Origin of the sequence: Pseudomonas sp. SWRI179 (genome assembly GCF_014268705.1) — a bacterium.
Classification (GTDB): Bacteria; Pseudomonadota; Gammaproteobacteria; order Pseudomonadales; family Pseudomonadaceae; genus Aquipseudomonas; species Aquipseudomonas zanjanensis.
The window spans coordinates 12,015-27,557 of record NZ_JABWRA010000067.1; the positions used below are offsets into that span (position 1 = coordinate 12,015).

A 15,543-nucleotide genomic window follows, 5' to 3' on the forward strand; every position below is an offset into this window, starting at 1 on the left:
CCAAGTTTCTGAACCGATAAGCGACGACTGCTGCGCAGTCGAGCGGGAGCAAGCTCCCTCGCCACAAAGACTCGTTCGCCAGGGACAGCAGCACTTCGTCCCGTACATAAAAAAGACAATCGGAGACACGCCATCATGGCTTTGGATTTAATCGTCGTTCTCATCTACGCCGCCGGCATGATCGCCCTCGGCTGGTACGGCATGCGCCGCGCCAAGACCCGTGACGACTACCTGGTCGCCGGGCGCAACCTCGGCCCGGGCTTCTACTTGGGCACCATGGCCGCCACCGTGCTGGGCGGCGCATCGACCATCGGCACCGTGCGCCTGGGCTACGTCCATGGCATTTCCGGATTCTGGCTGTGCGGCGCCATCGGCCTGGGCATCGTCGGCCTGAGCCTGTTCCTCGCCAAGCCGTTGCTCAAACTGAAGATCTACACCGTGACCCAAGTGCTGGAGCGCCGCTACAACCCGGCCGCGCGCCAGGCCAGTGCGCTGATCATGCTGGTTTACGCACTGATGATCGGCGCCACCTCGACCATCGCCATCGGTACCGTGATGCAAGTGCTGTTCGGCCTGCCGTTCTGGGTGTCGATCCTGGTGGGCGGTGGTGTGGTGGTGCTGTATTCCACCATTGGCGGCATGTGGTCGCTGACCCTCACGGATATCGTGCAATTCTTGATCATGACCATTGGCCTGGTGTTCCTGCTGATGCCGATGTCCATCGGCGATGCCGGCGGCTGGGACGCAATGGTGGCGGCCTTGCCGGCCAGCTACTTCGATTTCACCGCGATTGGCTGGGACACCATCCTTACCTACTTCCTGATCTACTTTTTCGGCATCTTCATCGGCCAGGACATCTGGCAGCGGGTGTTCACCGCCCGCAGCGAAGGCGTGGCCAAAGTGGCCGGCACCGCCGCCGGCCTGTACTGCGTGCTGTACGGCCTGGCTGGGGCGCTGATCGGCATGGCGGCAAAGGTGTTGCTACCGGATCTGGAAAACGTCAACAACGCTTTCGCCAGCGTGGTGCAGACCAGCCTGCCCAATGGCATTCGTGGATTGGTGATCGCCGCGGCCCTGGCGGCCTTGATGTCCACCGCCGCGGCGGGCCTGCTCGCCGCGTCCACCACGGTGGTCCAGGACCTGCTGCCCCGCCTGCGTCATGGCCGTGAGAGCGGCAGCGGCGACGTCCACGAAAACCGCATCGCCACCCTGCTGATGGGGGCGATGGTCCTGGTGATCGCCCTGGTGGTCAGCGACGTCATCAGCGCCCTCACCCTGGCCTACAACCTGTTGGTGGGCGGCATGCTGATCCCGCTGATCGGCGCCATCTACTGGAAACGCGCCACCACCGCTGGCGCGATCACCAGCATGTCGCTGGGCTTCTTGACCGCGCTGTTCTTCATGTTCAAGGATGGCCTGGATGCGAACACACCGATCTACTACAGCCTGAGCGTGGCGCTGGTGAGTTTCGTGCTGGTGAGCTTGCTGTCGCCCAGGTCGAACGTGGTGGCCAAGGCGGTTTGACCGAGCACTGAGACAGATTCTTCAAGAGGCATGGCGTCGGTGGCCATGCCCCTTTTTGCAACACATCCCTGTGACGAGGGAGCTTGCTCCCGCTGGACTGCGAAGCAGGCCCCGGCGTCCTGTCTGCCGCACTGCGGTGATGGATACATCTTGGGGCTGCTACGCAGCCCAGCGGGAGCAAGCTCCCTCGCCACAGGGGCTCGCATCACCAATAAAAAAGATCGCAGTTCCGGGCCATCTCGATCGAGATGGTCCGGAACTGCGATCTCTCCAAATTCCTGGTGCATTTACCGGCGGCGCGGCTGGCGGCGGCGTTGCTCGTCATCGGTGCGGATCGGTACCGGTTGCATCGGCGGCTCGATCAGGCCAAGCGCGACACCCAAGTCGTGAAGCCAGTTCTGGATTTTCTCTTTCATCGTGGTGCCCCCTCAGGGTGGTGCGAGCGGCAGATTTCTGTGGCCCCTTCGCACTGATAATAGTCCGATGTGCTATGCAATGCTCGTCTCAGTTTGCAATGATCTGTTACTGAATTGATCCAAATCCACCTCCCGGAGTTCAAGCCGATTGCGCCGTGATCATTGGCGCTCGCGGCCACGCCTGTTGTTGCAATTCAATCCAGGCATTCAAGTTGGCCCCGACCATGCCTTTACGCCACATCAGCCAAGTGGTGGCGCTGGCAAACGGCTCGGCCAGCGGATGCACCGTCACCCGCTCGCGGCCCGGCAGGCTGGCCAGCATCGACTCGGACATCAACGCCACGCCGGATCCGGCGATCACACACGCCAGCATCCCCTGGTAAGACTCGATTTCCATCGCCCGGCCCATGGTCGCGTGATCGTGGGCAAACCAGGCTTCCAAGCGCATCCGGTACGAGCAGCCACGGCGGAACGTGAACACCGCGCGGCCCTGCACATCCAGCGCACTGCGCACCGGCGGGTGATCGGCCTCGGTGATCAGCACCAACCGTTCGTCGCACAGCGGCACGCCATCCAGCCCCGCCAGCTCCAGCGGGCCGTCCACCAACGCCGCATCGAGCCGATTGGTGAGCAGGCCTTCAAACAGTTCACCACTGGGCCCCGACTGCACTTGCAGGTTCACCGCTGGATACCTCCGGTGATACGCCGCCAGCAGGTCCGGCAAATGCGTCGCCGCCGTGCTGTACATCGTTCCCAGCAGGAAATCCCCGGCCGGTTGTCCGCCCTGCACCGCTGCGTGGGCTTCGTCGTGCAAGGCGAAGAGCTTGGTTGCATAGTCCAGCAGGACTTTTCCTGCCGGTGACAACTGCAAGCGCTGACGCTCTCTTAGGAAAAGGTCTACGCCCAACTGCTCTTCGAGCTGCTTAAGCCGGGTCGACAGGTTCGAGGGCACCCGGTGCAAGCGCTCCGCAGCCCGGGTGATCGAACCTTCCTCGGCCACGGCCTGGAAAATCCTTAACTGGCTGAACTCCACAACCTTCTCCAAAAAAGAACAAGTTACTCACTATTATTCATTTTTAATGAAAGTCAATCAGTCCTAGCCTGACGGTCATTCGCCCCGACACCCGGAGAACGACCATGTCACCTTTTATTCGCCTGCTCGGCAGTTTCATCGCCCTGATGATGGCCATGGGCATTGGCCGCTTCGCCCTCACACCGCAGTTACCTCATTTGATCGGCGAAGGTCAGGTCGACTTGACCGCCGCCGGTCTGATTGCCGCCGCCAACTACCTGGGCTATTTCCTCGGTGCCCTGGACGCGATGTTCGCCCGGCGCCCGGAACAGGTGCGGTGGCGGTTGCTCGGCGGCCTGTGGCTGTGCGTGCTGCTGACCCTGGCGTCGTTCTGGGCCTGGGGCTTCTGGCCGCACCTGGCATTGCGCTTCGGCACTGGTGTGGCGAGCGCCTGGGTGATGGTGATGATCACCGCCCTGAGCCAACCCTTGGCAGCGGCGACGGGACGGCCACGGCTCGGCGCACTGGTGTTTGCCGGCCCTGGGTTGGGGATTTTCCTGACAGGTTTGTTGGCGTTGGGCTCGAACCTGCTGGGCCAGACCTCGGCAACCCTGTGGCTGGCGTACGCCGGCGTGGCGCTGGCGATGTTGCTGGTGATTCTGCCGATCCTGCCGCAACCCGCCGCAACCACGACCGTTGTCGCGCCAGTCACCTCCTCGCCGAATCGTGGCATCGCTCGATTGGGCGTGGTGTATGCCTTGTACGGCGTGGGCTACATCATTCCGGCCACGTTCCTGTCACAAATGGCCTCGGCGCAGTTCCACGGACAGTGGCTGGCGGATCTGTTCTGGCCCAGCTTCGGCCTGGCCGCCGCCATCGGCGTGTTGCTGGTCAGCTTGCGGCGGCCGAACCCGAACAGCACCGGTCGCTGGCTGATCGGTACGCTCTGGCTGCAAGCCGCCGGGGTGTTTGCCTGCCTGCTGGGCAGTGGGCCGGGGCTAGCGCTGGGGGTGATCCTGTGTGGTGCGCCATTCCTGGCCTGCATGCAGCTGGTGATGCTGCGCTCCCGGGAACTGGCCCCCCACGCCACCCAGCGCAACGCCGGCCTGCTGACCGCCTGCTTTGCCGTGGGTCAGCTCAGCGGGCCGTTGCTGGCAGCGCTGAGCAGCCATTTCAGCGGCGGCCTGCAACCGGCGCTGATCATTGCCGGCAGCGGCCTGCTGTTGGCGGGCGGCCTGTTGCTGCGGCCCGCCAGCCGGGGCGCGGTGAGCCCTTGCGCCCAGACCGCCCTGCGTTGATCAGGCCTGGCCGGCCGGGCTGAACGCTTTACTCGATTGCGCGGTCGGCTCTCGTAGGGCCAAGGCGAAATACAACACCCCGCCGAGGAAGCAACCGGTGAACCAGGCGAAGTTGGCCATCGGTTGCAGCAGCGGCGTGAAGGTGATTGCCACACCCATCAAGGTCGCCGGGATCAGCGCCTTGACCGCGGTCCAGTTGATACCGCCGCTGTAGTAATAGCGTCCGCTCGGCCCGTCATTGAACAGCGCATCGACGTCAATCTGCTGTTTTTTGATCAGGTAGTAATCCACCAGCAGGATCCCGAACAGCGGGCCGATGAACGCCGCCAGCACGTCCAGGGTGTAGTGGATCACTTCGGGGTTGTTGAACAGGTTCCACGGCGTGATGAAAATCGACGCCACCGCCGCAATCATGCCACCGGCGCGCCAACTGATCTTGCTCGGCGCGACGTTGGCAAAGTCGAACGCCGGGGACACGAAGTTGGCGACAATGTTGATGCCAATGGTGGCGGTCACGAAGGCAAAGGCACCCAGCAGGACGGCCACGTCGTTGTCGATGCGCGCCACCGTGGCAATCGGGTCGTGGAGCATTTCACCGAACACCGGCAAGGTCCCGGAAACAATCACCACGGTGACCAGGGAAAACGCCAGGAAATTCACCGGCAGCCCCCAGAAATTGCCCCGGCGCACGTCAGACATGCTCCGGCAGTAACGGCTGAAATCACCGAAATTCAGGGTGGGCCCGGAAAAGTACGACACCACCAGGGCCGTCGCCACGATCACTTGTCCGAACGCTTGCCAGCCAGACAACGACTTTTCCGCCAGGGTGAAGCTGATGTTGCTCCAACCGGCCTTCCACACGATCCAACCGGCCAACAGGAACATTACGGCATACACCACCGGTCCGGCCCAGTCGATGAAACGCCGGATCGACTCCATGCCGGTCCAGAACACCAGCGCCTGGACGAACCACAAGCTGAGGAAACCGAACCAGCCCAGGTAGGACAAACCGGCAAAATGCGGCGTCGCGTAGACTTCCATCGAAGGAAAAAACCGCAGCACCACGATGATCAGCGCACTGGACGCCAGGTACGTCTGAATCCCGTACCAGGCTACGGCGATCAAGCCGCGAATGACCGCTGGAATATTCGCCCCGAACACGCCGAACGCCAGCCTGCAAATGACGGGATAGGGCACTGCCGCCTGCTGGCTCGGCTTGGCGACCAGGTTGGCGATCAACTGCACAATGCAGATCCCGCCGAGCAACGCGATCAGCACCTGCCAACTCGCCAGGCCCAAGGCAAACAGGCTGGCGGCGAACACATAGCCGCCGACGCTGTGCACATCACTCATCCAGAACGCGAAGATGTTGTACCAATTCCATTTCTGCGGCAGCGGGCCCAGGTCCTGGTTATAGAGGCGGGGGCTGTAGCCGTTGGGCAATTGCTCGGACATTGCGGGGCTCCTTTTGAGTACCGCCGTGCCCCCGTATCGACCTGCTCACCATACTGCGCACGGGAGCCGGCATGGTTTGTATACGCGTTGCTACGCAGAATGCGTGCCACAGGCGTGGAATGTTAGACAAACCGGGGTGTGTAGCGGGGGTTAAGGTCGAGCAGGAGCAGGCATTCGCCCACGAACAGGGCGTGAATGCATGCTAAAGGTGCAGGAGTTTGTATACAGAGATGAGCACCCGTGGCGAGGGAGCTTGCTCCCGCTGGGCTGCGAAGCAGCCCCAAAAATGATTTTTAACCACAGTACGTCAGGAAGAACGCCGGGGCCCGCTGCGCAGGCCAGCGGGAGCAAGCTCCCTCGCCACAAGGTCACGAGCCACTGGATCATTGATCACAAGGTTCACAAGCCCCGGATTCTGCGTTCGAATCAGCTCAATTCAATGCGATCCGCATGAATGACAATCTGCCCATTCTTGTACAGCGCACCAATGGCCTTCTTGAAGTTGCCCTTGCTCACGCCGAACAGGCTGCTGATCAGCGCCGGGTCGCTCTTGTCGCTGACCGCCAGGGTGCCGTTGTTCTCACGCAACTTGGCGAGGATCTTGGCGTTGAGGCTGGTGGCGGCCTCCTGGCCAACGGGCTGCAGGCTCAGGCTGATCTTGCCGTCCGGACGGATTTCCTTGATGAAGCCCTTTTCCTGTTTGCCGGCGCGCATGAACTTGAAGATTTCGTTCTTGTGGATCAGGCCCCAGTGCTTGTTATTGATGATCGCCTTGAACCCCATGTCGGTGGCTTCGGCGACCAGCAAATCCACTTCCTGGCCCGGCGTGTAGTTGGCCGGGGTCTTGTCCAGATAACGATCCAGGCGCGCCGTGGCGGTGATGCGGCGGGTGTGCTTGTCGAGGTAGACGTGCACCACGCAGTATTCGCCGGCGGTCATCTGGCGCTTTTCTTCGGAATACGGCAGCAACAGGTCCTTGGGCAGGCCCCAGTCCAGGAACACGCCGATGCTGTTGATCTCAACCACTTTCAGGCTGGCGAATTCACCGACCTGGACCTTGGGTTTTTCCGTGGTAGCGATCAGTTTGTCGTCGCTGTCCAGATAAATGAAAACATTGAGCCAATCTTCATCTTCGCTGGGAATATCCTTGGGAATATATCGATTGGGCAGCAGGATTTCGCCGTCCGCACCACCGTCCAGATATAAACCGAAGTTAGTGTGTTTAACCACTTGCAAACTGTTGTAGCGCCCGACTAAAGCCATTTCCAATACCCTCATTGCGTGGGCGCATTCTACCCGGTTTTACGGTGCGATTCGTGGTCGCCGGCACGGTTTGCCGACAAGGCCCGGCACAACCCTTGATTTTCCTGGGTTTTCACCCGGGCACGGCCATTCGTCAGGCGAGCGGCGGTGCGTACCGCTTGCCATCGGCACACTATTTTTCGCACGGTTGTTATTTAAAACAGGGGCTTAGGGCAGTAATTGACGGATAACCGCGCATTATTCCCGTCACGCCGATGATAATTCAGAAGGATATTTGCCAAGCAATTGTCAAGTATTTCCTGTACGATGCCTGGCCCAATTAATTATCTACAGGTTAATGGCCGTCATGCGCGTAAAAGCATCCAACAGCAAAGCAAAGCCAGCTCCAGCCGTTGAAACCAGCGAGTCGATCAACGACCAGATCGCTGCGTTCCTCAAGTCCGGCGGCGAGATCCAGCAAATTGCCAAAGGCGTCAGCGGCCAGACATTCGGCCCGTCCAAGCAGATCAGCCTGGGCAAGAAGTAACCTGCGCGTCACCTGGTCCCAAAGCGCTTTGAGCTTCGAAGCGCTTGGACTGGAACCCTCCCCGCCCCACTCATTTTCCTATGAATCGACGAACGGCCTTCGCTGCCGAGTATTCGCCGGTATGCTTGCACCTCTCTAGCCCAAGCGTTTCAGCTTAGTTCCTGCTCCTCGCTATTTCATGGAGTGAAGCATGCGCATCCCTATTGTCCTGCTGATGATCAGCCTACTGTCCTGTTCTCTCGCTCATGGGCAGGTGTTCCAGCGCGAACTCGGCGACTTCGACCTCAAGCTTGGCACCACCCCCAGCCGCAGCATGGCCCAGGGATTGGTCACGCCGTCGAGCACCGGTTCGTTCCATGGTGGCCTTGACCTGAGCCACGACAGCGGCTGGTACGTCGGCCAGTGGTCACCCAGCGCCGGCCTATCCGCCGATCTTGAAGTCGATTCCTACATGGGTTTTAAACAACCCTTCGACCAGACCCTGGGCTACGAAGTCGGCCTGATCCACTACAGCTACCCCACCGTCGATACCCTCGACAGCCAGGAGTTCTATGGCGGCCTGACCGTGCTGGGCAGCCGCTTCGGCGCGGCCCTGAGCAACGATCCGGACAAGCAGAACAGCACACTGTTTGCCGACCTGGGCGGCAATGTGCCGTTCGGCATTGGCATCAGCGCCAAATACACCACCCACCAACTCAATACGCCGGTCTCGGTCGAGAACGGTTCTGTAGGCAGTTTCAGCGACTGGTCACTGAAAATTTCCCGCCCCTGGATGGGCATCGACCTGGACCTGATCTACAGCGACTCAAGCCTCAGCGGCAGCAGCTGCTCGGCGTACTCTGGCCACAACAGCGAATGCGACAGCCTGCTGACCCTCAAGATGGCCCACCCTTTTTACTAAGCGTTACGCATTAATCAGCTGAACTGCTGCGCGCCTGCCATGCTCAAACAAAGCACTTACGCATTCGCAAGGACTCGCTCATGTCGCGCTGGTTAACACGCACCGCCATGTTCATCGCCATGCTCTTCGTGCTCACCGCTTGCAGCCGCGTCGGGCTGGCGTACCGCAACCTCGACCTGATCATCCCCTGGACCCTCAACGACTACCTGGACATCAAAGGCGAGCAAAAAGACTGGTTCAACGAACGCCTCAAGGACCACCTGACCTGGCACTGCACCACTCAGTTACCCGGCTACCTCGACTGGCTGGATCGCCTCAAGACCATGGTGCAGACCAACCAGGTCACCGACGAAGCGCTACAACAGCGCACCCGGGAAGCCAAGGCCGCCATCGCCGAAACCGCCCGGGCAATCACCCCCTCGGCCATCGAACTGCTGCAAGGCCTGAGCGACGACCAAGTTGCCGACATGGACGCCGCCTTCGTCAAGGACCAGCGCAAGCGCCAGCAGCAATACCTCAAACCGACGCTGCAGGAGCAGATCCAGCAACGCAGCGAACGCATGGTCAAACGCCTGGACGACTGGCTCGGCCCGCTCAACGACGCCCAGCGCCAACGGGTGATGGCCTGGTCCACTGCCCTCGGCGACCAGAACCAGCAATGGATCGCCAACCGCGCCCACTGGCAAAACCAGTTCAGCGAAGCCGTGGCCCAACGCCACAGCCCGGACTTCCCCAAACGCATCGAGCAGTTACTCGTCGACCGCGAAAGCCTCTGGACTCCAGCCTACCGCGAGGCCTTCAGCAAAACCGAAGCCCAGGCCCGCAGCCTGCTGGTGGACCTCATGGCCGAAAGCACCCCGCCCCAGCGCGAACAGCTGTTGAAGAAAATCGACGGGGTGAAGAAAGATTTCACTGATTTGAAGTGCCTGAAGGCAGCACAGCCCTGAGACCAGCAAAAATCCAATGTGGAGTGAAAAACAAATGTGGGAGCGGGCTTGCTCGCGAAGGCGGTGCATCAGTCAACATAATCATTAATGGCCCACCGCCTTCGCGAGCAAGCCCGCTCCCACAAAAATCTGCTCTCGGCGCTAGGCAATCTGCGCCTTCGAAGCCACTTCATCAAAGGTAAGCTCATCCAGCGCATCCTCCTGTTCATCCAACACCTCGCGTGGATGATCATTGCCCGGAATGCTGCTGTCGATCAGGCTCAACAACCGCGAGCCACGCGGCGTCAGCACAAAATTCTCGCCGTTGCCGCCCTCCTCCTCCGGCCGCGGCTCGATATAGCCACGCTCCAGAAGTAACTTTTCATACTCCCCGGCGACCGCTTTCAGATGATCGAGGTTCTCGATTTCCTCGCCTTCAGCCGCTTTTGCCGCCGCGTACTGCTCCGCATAGGGCCGAGGGGTAAAACTGTGGCCAGCGCCGTTCTGCACTTCGTGCAACAACCGTTCGATCAAGTCCCAGTTATAAGTCGTCATCCTGGTCCATCCTCTAAAGAGTGAGATGCCTACCTAGGTTGTGACCGAGGCGCCACGCCACCGTTCAGCCGGGTTGGCGGACGAGCCATCCCGCCAGCCGACCAACGGCCTGTCGAATTCACCCCAGGCCAAACGACCAATCAGTGAAGCGCCGACTTGAGCAACTGCCTACAGGAGAAATCACCATGAACGTAGAGAATCATCCAGTCGTCTCGCGGGAGGAATGGCTCGCCGCCCGCCGCCAGCACCTGGCCCACGAAAAAGCCTTCACCCGCGAACGGGACAAACTCAGCGCCGAACGCCGCGCCCTGCCCTGGGTAAAAATCGACAAACCCTACCGCTTCCAAGGCCCCCACGGCGAACTGAGCCTGGCCGACCTGTTCGGCGGCCGCAGCCAACTGATCATCTACCACTTCATGTTCGGCCCCGGCTGGACCGAAGGCTGCCAGGGCTGCTCTTTCCTCTCCGACCACATCGACGGTGCCAACCAACACCTGGCCCACCACGACGTCGCCGTGGTCGCCGTCTCCCGCGCGCCCTTCGGCGAATTCCAACCGTTCAAGCGCCGCATGGGCTGGACCTTCGATTGGGTCTCGTCAGAAGGCTGCGACTTCAACTACGACTTCGGCGTCAGCTTCAAAGCCGAAGACACCGCCGCCGGAAACGCCACCTACAACTACGAAAAAACCGACACCACCGAAGGCGAACTCCCAGGCCTGAGCGTCTTCTATCGCAACGAAGCCGGCGACATCTTCCACACCTACTCCACCTACGCTCGCGGTTTGGACATCCTGGTCGGCACTTACAACTACCTCGACCTGACGCCCAAAGGCCGCAACGAAGACGAAATCATGGACTGGGTGCGGCATCACGATAAATACGAAGAGGCCAAGCCGCGTGGTTGCTGCCACAGTTGATGCGCCCACCCACACAGTCGAGCACGATCCCCTCGCCACAAAAGGTGTTGTTCGACTAACTCCAAACAAGAACTGGGTCAGGCCACAATTAAAAAGACAGCCGATCTCGATTGGTCTGTCTCGGATCCACACGTCCGGCGACATTCGAGGTTGATTCAGGCAAAAGCGAGTTTTCTTACCAGCAACAAATCAACATGCTGACGAGCCACCCACAGATCGTAAGCATCCTGCTTGGCTAGCCAACTCTCCGGCGAACGGCCAAGCGCTACAGACAACCGCAATGCCATTTCGGGCGACACGCGGCTAGAGCCCTTCAAGACACGGCTCAGTGTCGAGGGGGCTACACCGAGCTTTTCCGCCAGCTCACGGCCGCTGATGCCGTTCGGCTCCAGATAAATCTCGGTAATGAACTCCCCGGATGGGGAGGGTTATGCATGTTCATCAGCTTGGCGCGGCGGAAAAAATCCCCGTCTAGCGGGGGTATATCGCTGGTATCGATGTCCAAGTCGTTCATCTTGCCCAAGCGCTCCCAATCGGTTTTCGATGTTTCCGACATAACGTATGCCTCCTATTTCGTAGCTATCGCGCGGAGACATGCAGATCTCATCGCCTCGCCGTTCGGTGTAGCCAACCGCGCCAGCCACATACTTATCGGGCCAATGGTTCGACGCGGCGCACCTCTGACCAAAGAGACTACTGTCGAAACCGTCCTTCTGAAATCAGACGCGTCCCGTACAGAAGTACGAAGGATCCCGCTCGAAGGTTGAAACTTCCTACAAATAGACAGATGACAAAACAGCGCGTAGTGGAAGAAACGAGGACTTACCCCCCCCTACGGACACTAAGAGGCCAAGCCCTGCGGCTACTGATGCGGATAAGCACAATCTTCAAGCCGAACACCGCCCCGTGGCGAGGGAGCTTGCTCCCGCTCGACTGCGCAGCAGTCGCTTGCTTTGCCTGAGCCAAGCCGACAACTACCACTGCCATCCTCGCCAGAGTGGTAGCCGTCGTTGGTTATCTGCACGAGCGAAACAGGTTGAATGACGCGGGGCAGGTGTTTTTAACGGCGAGGGGGTGCGCCGTAGACCCTCTCCAACTGCTCCCCCGTCAAGGCGTCCTCGAACGGCACCGGCACTGATTTCACCGCGCCGTAAAGGTTACGGTAGCGCCAGTAATTGCCGTTGTTGGGCAGTTGATAACCACGCTCGACCACACGTTGGCCGTCGAGCACATAGCGCAAGGTTTCCTGAGCGGCTTCCGGCGGCGGCGCTAACATCAGGTCAGTGGCCAGCACTCGCATCGACTCGTCGATGCACTCGTCGAGCACCGCCGTGACTTGCGCCAGGTCCAGATCGCCGTCATCGATACAACGTTTGCCGCAGCGTCGAATCGGCTGGCTGGTGACTTCGATGCGCATGCGATACAGCGCGGAGCCGGCGATGTCCTGAACCTGCACCTGATTGATCAGCACAAAACTACCGCGATCGGGTGTGAGCATCATTTTCGGTTCTATCACCAGTCGCGCGCTGACGTCCCCGCTCCCCTGCTTGAGGCCCGCGGTTAGCGAAGCCTGCTGGAAACGCTGTTGCAGACGCTCCTGCAACGGCACGCCTGCAAGCAAGTCTGCCATCGGGCGCGACTCCTTAGCGGCGGCGTTTTCCGCATCCCGCTGCAAACTGCCGCTGCCCATCTGGGTGTTGATCAAGCTGGCAACCAGCAAACCGGCAAGACCGGCGCTGTTGCCGGAACTCGCGATCAGATTATGACTCGACGACGCGGCTTTCTGTGCGCTCTCAGCGTCGATCACCGTGCTGGCACCGACGAATGCCTGAGGCTGTTGCATATCCACTTTGACCCCATGGGCCTGGATGTAGGACACCGCCTCTTGCGACTTGAAACCGGTCTGCGGCGCCGGCTTCTGCGCGCAGCCAGCCAGCATCAGCAAAAGCAGCGCGCTGACCGATATTGGCGAGCACTTCATTGTTCGAACGGGGTGATCATTTGCTGACGGCTGGTGTCCATCGCCTGATAGAAGGCGTTGGTCAGATTAGTGTAGGTCGGCTCGTCCCACTCGCCCTGAGCCGCCTGCACCACCGAAAAAGGTTTGAACCACAGCAGTTTGTTATCGGCCAGATCGACGACCATGCCCTGCCCGCCCACCTGCGCCATCGGAACGCTGGTAGGCACAATGCTGTAATAACTGCGAGTGGCCCCGGTGCCCAGGATGTTGACCAAGAGCAGGCGATCGACGCCGTAAGTCGCCTTGATCGGGGTCAGGTCGCGGACCGTGTAGCCTTCGCGGAAGCTCACCTCTTTATAGGATTTCAGGTCAACGGGGTCGTTGATTCTTTTGGCCTTGTAACCCTTGGCCTGCAACTTGGCAACAATGACATCGGGCAACGTGTTGAGGTCGCGCACTTGCCATTTTTCGACATTGTCGCTGAGCTTGCTGTTGACGCCCGTGTTGATGGCCAGATCCAGAATGCCCTGGTTGCCGGTCAAGGCCAGCACAGGTTCCGGCACCACGGAAATCGCCACCCCGATCGTTGGTTCCTTGGCATCCCAGAATTGATGGTCCAGCGGCACCGGTGGTTGAACATGGGCGCATCCGGTGAGCGTCAAGCAGGCAAGCAATGTCAGTGCCGCCAGGGTGCGAAGCGTATGAAAAGGCATGTAATCCAAGTCCTTATGATTAAAAATGATGTTGCTTATGTCGGCAGGGGCGGGAAAATGATTAGTGGCACATTGATATATTTTTAACCGTGGTTCAGCACGTTCGGTAAAACGGTGTGCAAAGCGGCGTTCCAGTTGAGATCGAACCACCCCGTGGCGAGGGAGCTTGCTCCCGCTCGACTGCGCAGCAGTCGCCCGCTTTAAGCCGACAAATTCCAGGCCAAACGTCCTACATGAAGCTCGGAAAGCGGTGTCTTGTGGCACCGGAGCGGGCCAGCCTATAGTCCCTCGTCCCCCGAAAAGGCGACCGGGTTTGGCGACCCGATCTACAGAGAGGCTCATCAACTTTCGAGGCTCTGATTATGACCAGATACATGCCCATCACCGGAATCGATTGCACCCCGGCCACCCTGCTCATCGACACCGAAGCCCCACTCGACGTCCTCTTCGAAACCGCCGACTACCGCATCCGCACCGTGACTCAACTGCTGGAAAACATCGCGTTCCGTTCCGATATCAGCTCCGATACGGTGGTGCTTTCTGACTTTTGCAAGATGCTGACGATAGCGTTGCGCGATGGGTGTGATGTGATGGACGTGATTGGGAGGCGGTTGCGAGCGCAGGCAGCGGAGTAATGAAAACGGGCGACCTTTGCTAAGGATCGCCCGTTTTTCACATGTGCGGAGAGCAACATGATTGAGACCTTTACAGAGTTTGACCCCGCAGAATATCTCAGCACTCCAGAGGCTATTGCGGAGTCATGAGAGATGCCCGGGAAACCGACGATGCAAGCTACATCGCCAAAGCGATGGAAGTATTCGCACGCGCCAAGAGGATGACCGAACTGTCCAGGGGATGAATCACACGAAAAGCGAGCTTTCCTACCTGCCTGCAACAAATCAACATCCTCGCGAGCAAACCCGCAGATCGGGGCTCTTGGGTACCAACCAAGTTTCACATCTAAAATCTACACAGATATGTGGTCTACCCTGAAGAGCCGTAGTCCAAGGTCCGCCGTTTTTTGCAGGTATATCAGCTAGTTAGCCAGTAAGCGCCATTCACATCGCCCCTTTTTATTCCCTACTGTTTCAGTCAATCAATAATACAAAACAGAAAACGTGGTATGTCCCCGTTTTTCCTCATGAAAACACGTCGATCAGCAAGGGCTGAGGTCAGGAAGAATGGGCACCCGAAGAAGGTTAAGTAAGTGTCATTCAAATCTGTCCCATTTTTCTTAGTTTCCCAGCCCTCCTTCTCCATCCTATTGTGCTGACATATACAATCTTTCCTTCTCTTCAGGATCATCCAATCGATCAAACTCCCTAACAAAATAATCCATCTCAGGAGGTAACTCACAGTTAAACTTCCACAACGCCGTGGCGCAAATACTCTGCATCAACTCCAACACATCTAAAACCTCCCCAGAGTCCTCAAGCCTCACCTCACCCAACTCAGACATAAACTTTCTGAACAAATCGAGCACGTATCCTTCACACTCCGATGAGAAAATCTTTTCATAAGTCATGAATTCATTACGTAAAAGATCCTCCGAAAACACCTCTGCCCCATCAGAATAACTTATACATGACTCTAAAATGGAAATCCGCCGCCACCCCTTACGCAAGAATAAATAATAAACAATACGAAAATACTTTTCACACATAACAAGCTACCTTAAGGGCTGAATATGCCAAACTTCTTTTGTATCGGGATTATAAACCATTTCCATTGATCCATTAGTATATCTATAAAAACCATCCTTCCTGTCCGTCGTGATGGTTGTTGCTGTTTTCAGAACCTCATCAGCCTGAGCAAATGGCGCGCCACGTCCAGTTGCCCACAAACGGTTGTAATAGTACTCTGAAAATTTAAATGGAGTTCCTTCGGCCTGATAGAACCCATCCACCAACTTTATCTCCGAATTATGAAAAAAAGGGGACAAAAAAGGGGACGACAAAAAAGGGGACCAAAAAAGGGGACAGATTTGAATGGCACTTACTTAACCTTCTTCGGGTGTCCATTCTTCCTGACCTCAGCCCTTGCTGATCGACGTGTTTTCATCAGCATGGGGTAAGGC

17 protein-coding genes and 1 pseudogene are annotated in these 15,543 nt (G+C 58.7%); 7 read left to right on the top strand and 11 right to left on the bottom strand.

Features of this window, described 5'->3' with window-relative positions; translation table 11 throughout:
- Positions 1 to 135: 135 nt before the first annotated feature.
- Positions 136 to 1,524, top strand: coding sequence for a sodium:solute symporter (locus HU767_RS25820; RefSeq protein ID WP_186730816.1), 1,389 nt, complete (start codon positions 136 to 138; stop codon positions 1,522 to 1,524).
- A 287-nt stretch (positions 1,525 to 1,811) separates the two neighbouring features.
- On the opposite strand, the gene HU767_RS29115 is transcribed toward HU767_RS25820, so the two are convergent.
- Both HU767_RS29115 and HU767_RS25825 read right to left on the bottom strand, forming a co-directional pair.
- On the bottom strand, positions 1,812 to 1,940 hold the full coding sequence (locus HU767_RS29115; protein ID WP_003198971.1) for a PA1414 family protein: 129 nt from the start codon (positions 1,938 to 1,940) through the stop codon (positions 1,812 to 1,814).
- Positions 1,941 to 2,079: 139 nt separating this feature from the next.
- Positions 2,080 to 2,973 (bottom strand): LysR family transcriptional regulator, encoded by an 894-nt coding sequence (locus HU767_RS25825; protein ID WP_186704617.1) that lies wholly within the window; start codon positions 2,971 to 2,973, stop codon positions 2,080 to 2,082.
- Between the two features lie 104 nt (positions 2,974 to 3,077).
- On the opposite strand from HU767_RS25825, the gene HU767_RS25830 reads away from it, so the two are divergent.
- A complete protein-coding gene (locus tag HU767_RS25830) occupies positions 3,078 to 4,250 on the top strand; it encodes an MFS transporter (protein ID WP_186730817.1) in 1,173 nt (390 codons plus the stop codon).
- On the opposite strand, the gene HU767_RS25835 is transcribed toward HU767_RS25830, so the two are convergent.
- Both HU767_RS25835 and HU767_RS25840 read right to left on the bottom strand, forming a co-directional pair.
- Positions 4,251 to 5,705, bottom strand: coding sequence for an NCS1 family nucleobase:cation symporter-1 (locus HU767_RS25835; RefSeq protein ID WP_186730818.1), 1,455 nt, complete (start codon positions 5,703 to 5,705; stop codon positions 4,251 to 4,253).
- 426 nt (positions 5,706 to 6,131) lie between these two features.
- Positions 6,132 to 6,968 (bottom strand): S1-like domain-containing RNA-binding protein, encoded by an 837-nt coding sequence (locus tag HU767_RS25840; RefSeq protein WP_186704614.1) that lies wholly within the window; start codon positions 6,966 to 6,968, stop codon positions 6,132 to 6,134.
- A gap of 337 nt (positions 6,969 to 7,305) precedes the next feature.
- Between HU767_RS25840 and HU767_RS25845 the strand changes: the two genes are divergently transcribed.
- From HU767_RS25845 to HU767_RS25855, 3 genes are all read left to right on the top strand, one after another.
- Positions 7,306 to 7,494: a hypothetical protein gene (locus tag HU767_RS25845; RefSeq protein ID WP_018607615.1), complete on the top strand. Its 189-nt coding sequence runs from the start codon at positions 7,306 to 7,308 to the stop codon at positions 7,492 to 7,494.
- A gap of 190 nt (positions 7,495 to 7,684) precedes the next feature.
- Positions 7,685 to 8,395: a TorF family putative porin gene (locus tag HU767_RS25850; protein ID WP_186730819.1), complete on the top strand. Its 711-nt coding sequence runs from the start codon at positions 7,685 to 7,687 to the stop codon at positions 8,393 to 8,395.
- Between the two features lie 80 nt (positions 8,396 to 8,475).
- A complete protein-coding gene (locus HU767_RS25855) occupies positions 8,476 to 9,342 on the top strand; it encodes a DUF6279 family lipoprotein (protein ID WP_186730820.1) in 867 nt (288 codons plus the stop codon).
- A 141-nt stretch (positions 9,343 to 9,483) separates the two neighbouring features.
- Here HU767_RS25855 and HU767_RS25860 read toward each other — a convergent pair whose 3' ends face one another.
- Positions 9,484 to 9,876 carry a transcriptional regulator gene (locus HU767_RS25860; protein ID WP_186730821.1) on the bottom strand — a complete coding sequence of 131 codons (393 nt, stop codon included), beginning with the start codon at positions 9,874 to 9,876 and terminating at the stop codon, positions 9,484 to 9,486.
- A 185-nt stretch (positions 9,877 to 10,061) separates the two neighbouring features.
- Here HU767_RS25860 and HU767_RS25865 point away from each other — a divergent pair, with 185 nt between their 5' ends.
- Positions 10,062 to 10,793 (top strand): thioredoxin family protein, encoded by a 732-nt coding sequence (locus HU767_RS25865; RefSeq protein ID WP_186730822.1) that lies wholly within the window; start codon positions 10,062 to 10,064, stop codon positions 10,791 to 10,793.
- 155 nt (positions 10,794 to 10,948) lie between these two features.
- Here the strand turns inward: HU767_RS25865 and HU767_RS25870 are convergent, their stop codons facing one another.
- From HU767_RS25870 to HU767_RS25880, 4 genes and pseudogenes are all read right to left on the bottom strand, one after another.
- Positions 10,949 to 11,200, bottom strand: coding sequence for a HigA family addiction module antitoxin (locus HU767_RS25870; RefSeq protein WP_346343481.1), 252 nt, complete (start codon positions 11,198 to 11,200; stop codon positions 10,949 to 10,951).
- A gap of 35 nt (positions 11,201 to 11,235) precedes the next feature.
- Positions 11,236 to 11,349, bottom strand: a pseudogene (locus tag HU767_RS28980) (3-oxoacyl-ACP synthase); the annotation flags it as partial.
- Positions 11,350 to 11,853: 504 nt separating this feature from the next.
- Entirely contained in the window at positions 11,854 to 12,774 is a 921-nt protein-coding gene (locus HU767_RS25875) for a hypothetical protein (RefSeq protein ID WP_186730823.1), read from the bottom strand.
- Positions 12,771 to 13,466 (bottom strand): hypothetical protein, encoded by a 696-nt coding sequence (locus tag HU767_RS25880; RefSeq protein WP_186704608.1) that lies wholly within the window; start codon positions 13,464 to 13,466, stop codon positions 12,771 to 12,773. The genes HU767_RS25875 and HU767_RS25880 overlap by 4 nt, the downstream gene beginning before the upstream one ends.
- A 362-nt stretch (positions 13,467 to 13,828) precedes the next feature.
- Between HU767_RS25880 and HU767_RS25885 the strand changes: the two genes are divergently transcribed.
- Complete coding sequence (locus tag HU767_RS25885; RefSeq protein WP_003184161.1) at positions 13,829 to 14,101, top strand: hypothetical protein; 273 nt, start codon at positions 13,829 to 13,831, stop codon at positions 14,099 to 14,101.
- Between the two features lie 626 nt (positions 14,102 to 14,727).
- Here the strand turns inward: HU767_RS25885 and HU767_RS25890 are convergent.
- Both HU767_RS25890 and HU767_RS25895 read right to left on the bottom strand, forming a co-directional pair.
- The gene (locus tag HU767_RS25890; RefSeq protein WP_186730824.1) at positions 14,728 to 15,129 is read right to left on the bottom strand and encodes a hypothetical protein; all 402 of its coding nucleotides are present in this window, start codon (positions 15,127 to 15,129) and stop codon (positions 14,728 to 14,730) included.
- Between the two features lie 6 nt (positions 15,130 to 15,135).
- The gene (locus HU767_RS25895; RefSeq protein ID WP_186730825.1) at positions 15,136 to 15,372 is read right to left on the bottom strand and encodes a hypothetical protein; all 237 of its coding nucleotides are present in this window, start codon (positions 15,370 to 15,372) and stop codon (positions 15,136 to 15,138) included.
- Between the last annotated feature and the right edge of the window lie 171 nt (positions 15,373 to 15,543).